This window comes from Pseudonocardia nematodicida, from assembly GCF_040105385.1.
GTDB classification, from domain to species: Bacteria; Actinomycetota; Actinomycetes; order Mycobacteriales; family Pseudonocardiaceae; genus Pseudonocardia; species Pseudonocardia nematodicida.
The window spans coordinates 81,232-94,183 of sequence record NZ_JBEDNQ010000014.1 but is presented as its reverse complement, the minus strand read 5'-3'; the positions used below and the strand labels follow the sequence as shown (position 1 = coordinate 94,183).

The 12,952-nt window shown below is 76.5% G+C and carries 11 protein-coding genes and 1 pseudogene; 8 read left to right on the top strand and 4 right to left on the bottom strand.

The annotated features are described in order from the left end of the window. Positions 1-59: 59 nt before the first annotated feature. Positions 60-545 (top strand): GNAT family N-acetyltransferase, encoded by a 486-nt coding sequence (locus WIS52_RS28175; protein WP_349301431.1) that lies wholly within the window; start codon positions 60-62, stop codon positions 543-545. Between the two features lie 206 nt (positions 546-751). Beyond that, the gene (locus WIS52_RS28170; RefSeq protein ID WP_349301548.1) at positions 752-1,975 is read left to right on the top strand and encodes an Nramp family divalent metal transporter; all 1,224 of its coding nucleotides are present in this window, start codon (positions 752-754) and stop codon (positions 1,973-1,975) included. 10 nt (positions 1,976-1,985) lie between these two features. Here WIS52_RS28170 and WIS52_RS28165 read toward each other — a convergent pair whose 3' ends face one another. Continuing rightward, the gene (locus WIS52_RS28165) at positions 1,986-2,549 is read right to left on the bottom strand and encodes a hypothetical protein (protein WP_349301430.1); all 564 of its coding nucleotides are present in this window, start codon (positions 2,547-2,549) and stop codon (positions 1,986-1,988) included. A gap of 149 nt (positions 2,550-2,698) precedes the next feature. Between WIS52_RS28165 and WIS52_RS28160 the strand changes: the two genes are divergently transcribed. Further along, positions 2,699-5,524 (top strand): helix-turn-helix transcriptional regulator, encoded by a 2,826-nt coding sequence (locus WIS52_RS28160; protein ID WP_349301429.1) that lies wholly within the window; start codon positions 2,699-2,701, stop codon positions 5,522-5,524. A 19-nt stretch (positions 5,525-5,543) separates the two neighbouring features. Beyond that, positions 5,544-7,292, top strand: a complete 1,749-nt coding sequence (locus WIS52_RS28155; RefSeq protein WP_349301428.1) for an SDR family oxidoreductase — start codon at positions 5,544-5,546, stop codon at positions 7,290-7,292. Positions 7,293-8,116: 824 nt separating this feature from the next. Here the strand turns inward: WIS52_RS28155 and WIS52_RS28150 are convergent. Then, a pseudogene (locus tag WIS52_RS28150) lies at positions 8,117-8,221 on the bottom strand (type IV toxin-antitoxin system AbiEi family antitoxin domain-containing protein); the annotation flags it as partial. 73 nt (positions 8,222-8,294) lie between these two features. After that, the gene (locus WIS52_RS28145) at positions 8,295-9,512 is read right to left on the bottom strand and encodes a phosphodiester glycosidase family protein (RefSeq protein WP_349301427.1); all 1,218 of its coding nucleotides are present in this window, start codon (positions 9,510-9,512) and stop codon (positions 8,295-8,297) included. A gap of 319 nt (positions 9,513-9,831) precedes the next feature. Here WIS52_RS28145 and WIS52_RS28140 point away from each other — a divergent pair, with 319 nt between their 5' ends. Beyond that, positions 9,832-10,524, top strand: coding sequence for a hypothetical protein (locus WIS52_RS28140; RefSeq protein ID WP_349301426.1), 693 nt, complete (start codon positions 9,832-9,834; stop codon positions 10,522-10,524). Here WIS52_RS28140 and WIS52_RS28135 read toward each other — a convergent pair. Beyond that, positions 10,484-11,221 (bottom strand): DUF1990 family protein, encoded by a 738-nt coding sequence (locus tag WIS52_RS28135; protein ID WP_349301425.1) that lies wholly within the window; start codon positions 11,219-11,221, stop codon positions 10,484-10,486. The two genes, WIS52_RS28140 and WIS52_RS28135, sit on opposite strands and share 41 nt — an antisense overlap. A gap of 53 nt (positions 11,222-11,274) precedes the next feature. Here WIS52_RS28135 and WIS52_RS28130 point away from each other — a divergent pair, with 53 nt between their 5' ends. The 3 genes from WIS52_RS28130 (at position 11,275) to WIS52_RS28120 (ending at position 12,738) form a co-directional block, all read left to right on the top strand. Then, entirely contained in the window at positions 11,275-11,508 is a 234-nt protein-coding gene (locus tag WIS52_RS28130) for a hypothetical protein (protein ID WP_349301424.1), read from the top strand. A 107-nt stretch (positions 11,509-11,615) separates the two neighbouring features. After that, the gene (locus tag WIS52_RS28125; RefSeq protein ID WP_349301423.1) at positions 11,616-12,281 is read left to right on the top strand and encodes a DUF1990 family protein; all 666 of its coding nucleotides are present in this window, start codon (positions 11,616-11,618) and stop codon (positions 12,279-12,281) included. A gap of 46 nt (positions 12,282-12,327) precedes the next feature. Beyond that, positions 12,328-12,738, top strand: coding sequence for a DUF5313 family protein (locus WIS52_RS28120; RefSeq protein ID WP_349301422.1), 411 nt, complete (start codon positions 12,328-12,330; stop codon positions 12,736-12,738). The last annotated feature ends 214 nt before the right edge of the window (positions 12,739-12,952 follow it).

Below are 12,952 nucleotides of genomic sequence, written 5' to 3'. Positions count from 1 at the left end.
GCCGGACCGGCCGGAAACCGGTGGGGAGACGGCTCGGGCCCGCACTAGGCTGGCCGCCCGTGGAGATCAGGGACGCGACCGACGACGACTGGCCGGCGATCTGGGCGGTGCTGCGCCCGATCTTCGCCGAGGGCCGGACCTACACGGTGCCCACCGACGGCGACGAGGCCTGGGCCCGCCGGATGTGGATGCTGCCCGCGCCCGGAAGGGTCGTCGTGGCCGTCGACGGCGGGGTCGTGGTCGGTACCGCCAAGACCGGCCCGAACCAGCCCGGACCCGGCTCGCACGTGTCGACGGCGAGCTTCGCGGTCGACCCGGCCCGCGCCGGCCGCGGCACCGGGCGCGCGCTCGGCGAGCACGTGCTGGAGCTGGCCCGCGCCGCCGGATACTCGTCGATGCAGTTCAACGCGGTCGTCGAGACCAACACCCGGGCCGTCGCGCTGTGGCACTCGCTGGGCTTCGCGACCGTCGGGATCGTGCCGGACGCCTTCCGGCTGCCGGACGGCACGACGACCGGCCTGCACGTGATGCACCGCCCTCTGTGACCGCCGCGTGATCACGCGTTCCGGAGCGTGGCGGTCCCCGCGGGCGGTCCGAACGCTCCGGAACCGTCGACCACTCTCTGTTTCGTCGCGCACCGAAGGCATTAGTCGTGCCTATACTCCGTGTTCGTCGTACCTCCGACGAGCGAGGGGGCGAGGTGCGGGCGGATGCGTCGCGATCGGCCGGGGAACCCGGCACGGTCGAGGAGCTGCGCCGCCGTGGCTGGCGCGGGCGGCTCGCGGTGCTCGGGCCGGCGTTCGTCGCGGCCGTCGCCTACGTCGACCCGGGCAACTTCGCCACCAACTTCTCGGCCGGCGCCGGGTACGGCTACCTGCTGGTCTGGGTGGTCGTCGCCGCGAACCTGATGGCCATGCTCATCCAGTCGCTCTCGGCGCGGCTGGGCCTCGCGACCGGGGCGAACCTGCCCGAGCTGTGCCGGGCGCGGATGCCGCGCTGGGGCACCCGGCTGATGTGGGCGCAGGCCGAGCTGGTCGCGATGGCCACCGACCTGGCCGAGGTGATCGGCGGCGCCGTCGCGCTGCACCTGCTGTTCGGGATCCCGCTGTTCGCCGGCGGCCTGATCACCGGGGTGATCGCGTTCGGGCTGCTCGGGCTCCAGTCGCGCGGGCACCGACCGTTCGAGCGTGCGATCGTGTTCCTGCTGGCGATCATCGTCGTCGGGATGGTGTCGACGCTGCTGCGCGTCGACGTCGACCCGGGTGCACTGGCCGCCGGGCTGGTCCCGGCGTTCGACGGGGCCGGGAGCCTCCTGCTGGCCACCGGCATCCTCGGCGCGACGGTGATGCCGCACGTGATCTACCTGCACTCGGCGCTCACCCAGCACCGGCTGGTCGCCCGCGACGACGCCGACCGCCGGTTCCTGCTGCGCACCGGCCGCACCGACATCGTGCTCGGGATGGGGCTGGCCGGGCTGGTCAACCTGGCCATGCTCGTCGTCGCGGCGGCGCTGTTCGCCGGCACGACGGTGCCCGGCACCGACACCCTCGAGGGGATCTTCGCCGGGCTCGGGAGCGAGCTCGACACGGCCGCCGCGTACGGGTTCGCGATCGCCCTGCTCGCCTCGGGGTTCGCCTCGTCCGGGGTCGGGACCTACGCCGGCCAGGTGATCATGGCCGGGTTCCTGCGCCGGCGGATCCCGCTGCTGGTGCGACGGCTGCTCACCCTCGCCCCGGCGCTGGTCGTGCTGGGCGTCGGCGTCGACCCGACCCGGGCGCTGGTGCTGTCCCAGGTGGTGCTGTCGTTCGGGATCCCGTTCGCGCTCGCGCCGCTGGTGTGGCTGACCTCCCGCCGCGACGTGATGGGCGACCTGGTCGGCGGGCGGGTCACGACGGCCGCGGCGGTGCTGGTGACGGCCGTGGTGATCACCCTGAACGGGGTGCTGCTCTGGCAGACGTTCGTCCCGGCTGCCTGACCCCCGTTCCTCACGCGGCGGCGGGGTCCACCGGGAGCCGGTCCTCGCCGGCCCGCCACATCGTCAGCACCCGCTCGGTGGCTCGCTCCCCCGCGTCAGCGGCCCGGCCGCCGCCGGTCCCGACGCCGGCCAGCACGTAGAGCAGCTCCCCGTCGGCGGCGAGATCGAGGTCGAGCACGCCGTGCACCCGGGCGAGGTCCCGGACCAGGTCCGCCGGTCCCGTCCCGCACCCGGACGCGGCCCGGCCGAGCACGGCGGCCGCACGCGGCTCCCCGCCGGGCAGCAGGCCGCGGCCGAGGACGACCGCCGCCGCGCCGAGCGTCGCCACGTCGTCCGGGCGGACCGGGACCAGGCACAGCCCCGGACAGGGACCCGGCGGGTACGGCGAGCGGGCCTGCGCGGCCCGCACCGCCGTGTCCACCCGGCCCCACGCCCGCAGCGCGGGGCGTCCGATCCAGAGCGGTCCCGACGACGGCTCGTCGAGCGTCTCGAGCAGCAGGGCCGAGAGCTGTCCCGACGTCCGGGTCCATGCCGACCCGATCCGGGGCACCGCCCGGATCACCGTGCTCGTCATCCGCTCCTCCGTGGCTCGGGGTGAAGGTGACGAGACGCTAAGCGCGTGCCGGCGCCGCACCCATCGGGGGATTCCCCGACACGGCGGCCAGATCATCAGTAGTGAGTACACAGGTCACCGGCCCGGCCATCCCTCGATACCGTCGCGCAATGCGCGGTCGCGCGACCGAACGGGCCCGGATCGGCCGGCTCCTGGCATCCGCACGCGACGGCCGGGCGGCGGTCCTGGAGATCGTCGGCGACCCCGGGATCGGCAAGACCGCACTCGTCGAGCACGCCGCCGCGGCGGACGGGTTCCGGGTACTGCGCGCCCGGGGCGTGCAGGGCGAGGTGGAGCTCCCGCTGGCCGGCCTGGACGAGCTGCTGCGCCCGCTGGCCGGCGCGGCCGACGACCTCCCGCCGGCGCCCCGGTCGGCGGTCCGGGCGCTGCACGACGGGACCGGGCCGGCCGGGGACGTCTCCGTCCTCGGCGCGGCGACGCTCGGGCTGCTCGCCCGGGCCGCCGAGGCAGGTCCGGTGCTGGTGGTGCTCGACGACGCGCACTGGCTCGACGACCAGTCCGGCCGGGTGCTGTCGTTCGCGCTGCGCCGGCTCGCCGCCGACGCCGTGGCGGTGCTGCTCGCCCGCCGCACCGGGGAGCGACGCCCGGTGGCCGGGCCGTGGCCGTCGCTCGATCTGGCGGGGCTGTCGTCGTCCGACGCCGGAGCGCTGTTCACCCCGGGGACGGCGGGCTCTGTGCGGGCCGCGCTGCACGCCGCGACCGGCGGCAACCCGCTCGCCCTGCGCGAGGTCGACCGGGTCCTCACCGCCGCCCAGCGATCCGGGCGGGACCCGCTGCCCGACCCGCTGCCGCTGACCGGGCGCGGGACGGCGGCCTTCGGCCCGCGGTTCGCCGGTCTGCACGGGCGGACCCGGCTCGCGCTGGCGGTGCTGGCGGCCGCCGGCCCGGCCGGGGTGGGCTCGGTCGCCGCGGCGCTGGGGCGGCTGGGCCTCACCCCCGCCGATCTGGAACCGGCCGAACGGGCCGGGGTGCTGACCGTCGCACCCGGCCGTCCCGAGTTCGTGCATCCGCTCGTCCGGGCGGCCGCGTTCGCGGTCGTCTCCCCCGCGGACCGCCGGCGCGCGCACGACGCCCTGGCCCGGGTGACGGACGGGTCCGACGTCCAGCGGTACGCGCTGCACCTGGCCGCGGCCGCCGTCGTCGGCGGCACCGAGGTCGCGACGGCGCTGGACCGGGCGGCCTCGGACGCCGAGCGGCGCGGCGGGCCGGCCGCGGGTGCGGCGGCGCGGGTCCGGGCGGCGGCGCTGTCCCCGGACGGACCGGAGCGCGACACCCGGCGGGTGGCCGCCGCGCGGTCGTGCCTGCTGGCCGGGCGGCGCGACGAGGCCGCCGGCCTGGTCGGCGAGGTGCTGGCCACCGGGCACGACGCCGGGGTGCGGCAGCAGGCGCTGGCGTTGCGTGCGGCGGTCGCGGTGTGGCGGACCGACGTGGCCGGGGCGGTGCCCGAGCTGTACCGCGTGCACGACGAGCTGGCCGGGCCCGCGCCGGACCTCGCGGCGATGGTGTCGGTGCAGCTGGCCACGGCGCTGGGCAGTATCGGCCGGCTCGTGGAGATGCTCGCGCTGACCCGGCGCGCGCTGGCACTCGAGACGGCCGATCCGCTGGTGCGCTACCTGCTGGAGCACATGCACACCCACGCCCGGCTGCTGCACCACGGCGAGCTCGGAGCGGTGCTGGAGCTCGAGGAGCATTTCCCGGCCGCACGGTTCGTCGCCGCGACCCGCGAGCGGTTCCCGACCCATCAGCAGATGGTCACCCAGGTGCACACGCAGTCCGAGCGGTTCGCCGAGGCACGGGCGGTCGTCGACGAGCAGATGTCGGCCGCCCGGACCGCCGGCATCCCGGCCCGGCTGCCGATGCCGCTGATGGAGCGGGCCGAACTGCTGCTGTTCACCGGTGACCCGGTCCGGGCGATCGCGGACCTCGGCGAGGTGACCGAGCTGGGGCCGCAGGTCGGCGCGGACGGGATGCTCGGGTACGCGCACGCGCAACGGGCCCGCGCTGCCGCCGTCGCCGGGGACGTGGCCGGCGCGCGGCGGCACGGTGAGCTCGCCCTGACGGCGGCCCGGCGGCTCGGGCAGCCGCCGGTCCTGGTCTACGCCCGGCACGCGCTCGGCCTCGCCGAGCTGGCCGCGGACCGGCCGCAGGTCGCGGCGGAGCACCTCACCGGCGCCCGGGAGGTGGCCCGCTCGACCGGGCTGGGCAACCCGTTGACGGTGCCCTTCGGGGGTGACCTGGTCGAGGCGCTGCACCGGGCGGGCCGCGCGGACGACGCCGCCGCGGCGCTCGTGGACCTGGCGGCCGACGCGGCACGGACCGGATCCCGCTGGGCGCGCGGGGTCGCGGCCCGCTGCCGGATCCTGCTCGACGCCGGCGCTCCGGTCCCCGACGGCGGTGCCCCCGGGGGCACTGCACGGCCCGGCGCGCCTCCCGACGGCGCGGTTGTGGACGACCCGGGCCCGGACGGGGCGGCGGGGGCCGCACTGGCCGACCTGGCCGAGCACCCGTTCGACCACGGCCGCACGCTGCTCGTGATCGGCACCGCGCTGCGCCGGGCACGCCGGGTCCGCGCGGCACGCGACCGGCTGGCGGCCGCCGTCGCCGAGCTGGACCGGTGCGGTTCCCCGGGCTGGGCGGACCGGGCCCGCGCCGAGCTCCGCGCCGCAGGGGTCCGTCCGGCCGGACCGACCGGCGGGCGCGCCGGGACGGCGCTGACCGGACAGGAGCTGCGGGTCTGCCTGGCCGTGGCCGAGGGCGGCACGAACCGTGAGGTCGCGGGGGCGCTGTTCGTGTCCCCGAAGACCGTCGAGCACCACCTGGGCCGGGCGTTCGCCAAGCTCGGCGTCACCACCCGTGCCCAGCTCGCCCGGCTGGTGGCCGAGGGCGCGCTGCGCAGCGACGGCGGCGGCGACTGATCACCCCTACTGTGACCGGGTGGACGACGAGGTGACCACCCCCGACGGGCTCCGGCTCGCCGTCGTGCAGCGGGGTGACCGGTCGGGACCGACGGTGGTCGCGGTGCACGGCTACCCCGACGACCGGCACGTCTGGGACGGCGTCGCCGACGTCCTGGCCGGCTCCGGGCACCACGTCGTGACCTACGACGTCCGCGGGCACGGCCGCTCGGACTCCCCGCCAGGCCGCGCCGGGTACGACCTGGAGCTGCTCGCCGCCGACCTGCGCGCGGTGTGCGACGCCGTCTCCCCCGACCGTCCGGTGCACCTGCTGGCCCACGACTGGGGCGGGTGCCAGGCCTGGCACGCGGTCACCGGCGACGCCCTGGCGGGACGGGTCGCCTCCCTGACCTCGATCTCCGGGCCGTGCCTGGACCACGTCGGGCTGTTCCTGCGCCGCCGCTCCCCGCGCGACCTGCCGGCGGTGCTCCGGCAGGCGCTGCACTCCTGGTACACGCTCGCGTTCCGGCTGCCGGTGCTACCGGAACTGCTGTGGCGCAGCGGGACCCTGCCGGGTGCGCTGGTCCGCCGGGAACGGGTCCCGCGCCCCTCGACCCGCGACGGGCTGCGCGGGCTGGAGCTCTACCGGCGCAACATGGCGCGCGGCCTCGGCCGCCCCGAGCCGCGGCACACCGGCGTCCCGGTGCAGGTGCTGGTCCCGCTGCGCGACGCCTACGTCACCCCGGCGCTGGCCGTCTCCGCGACGACCTTCGCCGACGACGTCGCGGTGCGGTACCTGCCCGGCGGGCACTGGGTGGTGCGGCAGCGGCCCGAGCTCGTCGCACGCTGCGTGGCCGAGCACGTCGCCGCGGCCGAGGGGGATCCGGGTACGGAGGCACCGGCGCTGCGCCGGGCCCGTGCCCGGGGCGCCGCGCTCGCGGCCGAGGGTGGGCGCGCCGGCCCGGCGAGCCGCTGGAGCGGAGCGCTCGCCGTCGTGACCGGGGCCGGCAGCGGCATCGGCCGCGCGACGGCACAGGAGCTCGCCGACCGGGGTGCGCGCGTCGTCGTGGTGGACCTCGATCCCGCGGGTGCCGCGGAGACGGCCGGCGCGATCGCCCGGCGACACGGCCGGCACCGGGCCGTCGCCGAGATCCTCGACGTCGCCGACGACGCGGCGGTCGCCGCCCTCGCGACGCGGGTCGCGACCGAGCACGGGGTACCGGACCTCGTCGTGAACAACGCCGGGATCGCCGTCGCCGGGCCGTTCGCCGACACGGGAGCCGACGAGTGGCGGCGGATCGTCGACGTCAATCTGTGGGGCGTCGTGCACGGCTGCCGGCACTTCGGGGAGCTGATGCGCTCGCACGGCGAGGGCGGGCACCTAGTGAACGTCGCCTCGGCGGCGGCGTACCTGCCGTCCCGGGTGCTGCCCGCCTACTCCACCACCAAGGCCGCGGTGCTGATGCTGTCGGAGTGCCTGCGCGCGGAGCTGGCCGATGACGGCATCGGCGTCACCGCGCTGTGCCCGGGGTTCGTGAACACCCCGATCACCACCCACGCCCGGTTCGCCGGCGCCGACGACGCCGAGCAGGAGACCCGCCGTCGCGCCGCCGCGGCCGCCTACACCCGCCGCGGCTACTCCCCGGAGCGGGTGGCCCGGCGCCTGCTCCGGGCGGTGGAGAAGAACCTGCCCCTGGCCCCGGTGACCGCCGAGGCGCACGCCGGCCTCCTGGCCTCCCGCCTCTCCCCCACCCTGACCCGGGCCCTGGCCCGCGTCGAACCCCGGTGATCGACCATCGGGCCCGGAAAGCGGACGAATCCGTCCGAGAACCAGGCCGCATGGTCGATCACCCGCGGGCGAGAGCCAGCGCGTGGCGGATCTCGGCGAGGATCCGGCCGGGTGCCTGTTCCAGGTCGTGCCAGGTGACCCGGAGCACGGTCCATCTGGCCAGGGCGAGCTCGTTGCCCTTGCGACGGTCGCGGCGGAACCGCTCCTGGTCTCCAGTGCCATGCCCAGCCGTCCAGCTCGATCCCGACGCGCTGCTCGGGGAAGGCCACATCCAGGAGATACGGCCCCACCTCCAGGTTCGGCACCCAGCCGGTCACACCGGCCGAGCGCAGCAGCGCGATCAGCCGCCGTTCCAGGGTCGACGCCGACCGGTCGGCAGCCGCGCGGAGCAGGTACCCGGCGCGGCGGGCCCCGGCGGCGCCGAGCATCCGGTGCAGGGCCGCGAGAGCGGCCGGGAACTCGATCCACCGTTGCAACGCCCGGTCGAGGAACGCGGCCCCGTCCGGCAGCGCCGCCGCCGTCTCCAGCACGGTCAGCGGCCGTGCGGTGACCCCGACGCCCCGGCGCTCGTCGCGGTCCGCCCGGTCGAGGTCGCGCCGACGGACCCGGACCCCGGGTCGCCTCGCCCGGGACGACGCCCGCGGGAACGTGACCGTCACGACGGCCGGTGGGGAGTCGAGCAGGCCGTACCAGTACGCGGCGGCGGGCCCCGAGACGACGGCGGCCCGTCCCGCCCACAGCGACGCGGCACGCACCCTGGCCCGCGGTCCGAACGGGTGCCCGCCGGCCAGACAGACCCGTGGGTGCACCGCCGTCCAGTCCCCGGACTCGAGCCGTCGGCGCACCGCCCGCGCCGACATCCCGCAGGCGACGGCCTGGGCGGTGGTGACGAGGCCGTCCTGCCTACGCAGGAGCTCCGGGAGATCCATGCCCGGATGCTCGCGACCCGCGCTGCCCGCCGAGCCCGAATCGCGCCCGTCGGTCGCAGCCGCGAAGGAGTGATCAGTTCGCGACGATGCCCAGGGCGTTCGGAACAGGGCGGTGGGCCTCGCCGGACGGGGCGTTGACCACCTGGCCGCGGTGGACGAGCGTCGACGAGCCGCCGCCGTCGAGGTTGACGCCGTCGACGGCGCCCGCCCGGCGCAGCTGCTCGGCGGTCTCGAGCAGGGTGAGCCCGGCCGATGTGGACGCCCGACCGTCGGCGGTGAGCAGGATCAGCCGTCCCTCTCCGGTGAACCCGGCGGCGCTGCGCGGCTCGCGGGCGCCGGCGTCCACACCGGGCACCGGCTCCCCGCCGCGCAGGATCGGGCTCCCGCCGACCGCCGTCTCCGGGTCCGCACCGGACTCGGGCGTCAGGCCGTATCGGATCCCGACCGGGTCGCCGGGCTCCAGCGCCCGCAGCGCGGCGGCGCCCTCGTCGCGGCCGGCGAGGATCTGCTGACCGGGCGGGATCGGACCGCCGCCGGGCGGGCGGACGTCGGTGACGGCGCCGTCGGCGACGACGACCTCGAGCCGGTCCGGCGCGCACGGGGCGTCCCGGTCGACGTCGCTGCCGCACAGCGCCGCGTTGCGGTCACCGGCCCAGTCCGGCGTGAACAGGCCGATCCCGCCGACCGGGACGGCGTAGGCGTTCAGCGTGCGGATCGGCAGCACGGTCTTGCCGGACTCGGCGACGGCGTCGAGGGTGAGCCGGTCCAGCCGCGGCGTCCCCGAGGCGTCGACGGCCAGCACGTCGCCGGGCTCACTGCCCGGCACCGGCGGGGCAAGCCGCCGCCCGGGCGGGACCGCCGAGGTCAGCGGACGGCCGTCGCGCACCGACGGGCCGGCGGGCGCGTTGCTGCGGGCCAGGTCGAAGAAGTCCCCGTTGACGGCGGCGTGCGCGCCCGCCCGGTCGGCGTGCTCGGGGACGGTCGCGCGTTCCCCCACCACCCCACCGGTGAGCAGGTCCGCCCGGATCTCCGACCGGTTCAGGTCGGCGACGACGACGTCGATGGTCACCGGCCCGGCCGGGGTGTCGATCCGCTCCTCGCGGTGGGTGACCGCGGGGGCCGCCTGCTGCGCGGGCACGATCCCGGCGTGCGCCGCGAGGACCCCGGGCAGCGTCCCGGGCGCGTTCCACCTGGCATCGACGCCGCCGTGCGCGGGCACGAGGACGCCGATCGCCGCCGTGAACGCGAGTGCCGTGCGTCCCGTGAGCCGGTACCGCACGCGCCCCACCATGGCCACTCCCCCGATCGCCAGACGGCCGGAGAGATGATCAGGGCAGCGGGCCGGGGAGCCGGATCCGCCACGCCCGCACGACCGGGTTCCACACGACCGGGTGCTCCACTTCCGTGGGAACCGCGGCCGCCGGGTCGATCGGCCCCTGCGTCACGCCGGGAGATCCTTCAGCGGCCGCGCACCTCGCCGGAGGTCGCAGGCCGGTTCCAAGCCGGGTGCAAGTGCCCGGTCGCAGGCTCGGCAGCGCACCGCCCCGGATCCACCGGGCCGGGCCACATCACGCCGGACCGACCGGCGCCGAGTTCTATGGAGTCCCGCCGTGACCGTCTCCGACCGCACGATCTCCCCCGGCACACGTCCCGCACCACCCGACCCCGCCCGGCGACGCCTGGTGGTCGGCGGCGGCGCGATGCTCGTCGCCTCCGCCGCGCTGTCCCTGGCCGGTGGGGTGCTGCACCCCGTCGTCGACGGCAACGCGCACTCGGTGGAGTCCCTGCTGGCGCCGGGCTCGCCGTGGGGCCAGCTGCTGATCTATGCCGGGGCGCTGGCCCTGATGTTCGGTCTGCCGGCCGCGTGGGCCTGGTTCGCGCCGCGCTCCGGGGTGCTCGGCGCGCTGGGGTTCGGGCTCTACTTCCTCGGCAACGCGGTGAGCGCGCAGGGCCACCTGGTCGTCGAGGGCCTCGTCGCTCCGGCGATCGCCCGGGCCGCCCCCGAGCTGATCCCGGACGACGGCAGCATCATCGCCTCGGCCCCGTTCGCGATGATGCAGATGATCGGCGGTCTGACGTTGCTCGCGGGCCTGGCGCTGATGGGTGTCGCACTGATGCGCACCGCCGGGGTCCCGCGCTGGATCGGCGCGGCCGCGCTGGCCGGGGCGCTGCTGCTGTTCGTGCCGCTGCCCGAGATGGCCGTCCTCACCGGACTGCACGTGGAGCTGCTGCGCGGGATCGCCGTCGCCGGGCTGGGTGTGGTCATGATCCGCGAGGTGCGAGGCGCCGGGTCCGCACGGTGACCCCGCCGTCCGGGCGGCCCCCCGCGATCCGGGCCGCCCGGATGCAGGCGTGCGTCCACATGTTGAGCTGGACCTCCTTCGCCACCCGCAGCCGGTTGTAGAGGACGTGCGAGAACCGGTCACCGGGGCGGGCCCAGGACTCGATCTCGAACAGCAGCCGCGTCGCATCGTCGGGGGCGACGCGGCAGCGGAACTCGATCCGGCCCGCCTCCAGGTGCCCGCGCAGGGTGACGAAGGAGAACCGGTCGTCCTCGGAGGTGCAGACCCGGACCGGGCCGTCCCACGGTCCGGGCATCCGGATGAGGAACTCGTCGCCGAGCGCCATCACGCCGTCGGTGCCGCGGGTGCGGCGGAACACGGCGAACTCGGGCGACCAGCGGTCCGGGTCGGCGGCGAGCGTCGACATCAGCTCCACCGGCGACAGTGCGGACCCGCGGATCCGCACCGAGTAGAGCCGGTGCAGCAGGGTGCCGTGGCCGTCGTCCGGGCCCTGGACGTCGGCGTCGCCGGCCCCCTGGGGAGCGGCGGGCGGCAGGTCGGACAGGTCACCGGTGACGTCGCTGCGGTGGATCGGCACCGTCCGCCAGAAGTAGCGCCACGAGACCAGCGCGATCCCGACCGGCCAGCGCAGCAGCGCGGCCACCTGCCGCGAGCGCCGGTCGCCCGTCACCTGTCTGCGCTCGGTACGCGTGCCCATCCCGTGATGACAGCACGGGTGTGAGCCGGGCGCTCTGCGGGAAGAGATCACACATGACCGTCGGACGGGTGTTGCGCCGGGCCGGGCTGCGCGGGGCGCAGCTGCAGTGGCTGTCGCTGGGATCGATCGGGTTCTCGATCGTGCTCTGGCTGCGGGCCAAGACCGTCGACCAGGACGAGCGGGGCAACGCGGAACGCCGCGCGATCTTCGTGGGGCTGTGGCCGTCGATGGTCTGGCTGATCGGCGAGTCGATGCGGCGCGAGGAGAAGCGCGGGGACCGGTCCTGAGCCGCCCGGGCGGGCCCCGGCACGCCAGGCCCGGCGCGGACCTCCGGCGCTCCGATCTGGACGGTCTCGCGCGGCTCGCGGTCAACTTCGACCCGGCCGAGGCGCCGGTGTCGCCGGACGGGGCCCCGCCGCCGGGAGCGGCCCGGCGCCGCCGCTGGCACGTCGACCACGGCCGCGCGCTGGTCGGGACCGAACGCCCCGGCCCGCCGGAAGCCGGCGGCGACTGGGAGCGGGCCTGCGCGGTGCTGCGCGACTACCAGTTCACCGACCACCACCGGCTCCGCGGCATCTTCCGCCCGGGCGACCCGTTGCTCGGCCGGGACATGCTGCTGGAGGGCCGGTTCGGTCCGCTGCGGTTCCACCTCGGCGTCCGGGTCACCGCGACCGTCGACGACGAGCGCGACGGCACGCGGGTCTGGGGCTGGACCTACGAGACGCTGCAGGGTCACCTGGAGCAGGGCCGGCTGACCTACGAGGTGGTCAAGGACCTGACGACCGGCGAGGTCGAGTTCGTGATCCGCGCCTTCTCCCGGCCGGCTCGCATCCCGCACCCGCTCTACCGGCTCGGATTCGGTCTGTTCGGGCGCCCGGTGCAGCTGGAGTTCTACCACCGGGCCGGGCAACGGGTCCGGGACCTGCTGGCGGACGCGCGGTCCGGCCGGCCGTTGCCGGAGCCCGTCCCGGATGCCGACGGCGTTGCCGTCGCACCGGAGAACAGCCCGCCGCACCCGGCCGACGTGATCGCGCTGCTCGTGCGGCACCCGGGAGCCTGAGCTCACGTGGCCGCAGCCGTGACGGGGTCGTAAAATCGGGCGCACGATGACACGACCGAACCCGTTCCGTTGGCTGGCCTACGCGTTCGGTGCCCGCCTTCCCGAGCGGCACCGCACCTGGGTGCTGCACGACGTCACCTGCCCAACCTGGTGGTTGCGGCACTTCGCCCGCACCACCGTGCAGCTGCTGCCGCTGGTCGCGGTGCTGTACCTGGTCGTGCCGGGTCCGGTGTGGGTGAAGATCGGTGCGATCGTGTCGGGTGCGGTGATCGGCTACTTCTACTCGATGGTCTACGTGACCGAGGCGTCCGAGACCCGGGTGATGAAGGCCGGCTACCCGGTGGGTGCGGCCGCCGCGACCCGCGAGGCCCGGCGCGCCGAGGCACACGTCGACGCCCGGCTGCGGTTCGACGCGGAACACCGCGACGAGCGCACCGGCCAGGACCGCACCGGCTGACCCGGCGCGAGGTGCGTCAGCGGGGTCCGGTGTCGTCCGGAGTCCCGGGCGCTGCGGGCTGTGCCACGATGAGCCGCATGCAGCCGGGCCGCCCTGGCCGTCTGACCCGGCAGCCGCCCGCGCGCCGATCCGCCGTCCGCGCGTCCATCGGGCGTACGCGCGCGTCCCGGCGCCGGCGAACTCCGGATCACCGCGCGAACTCCGGGTCACCGCA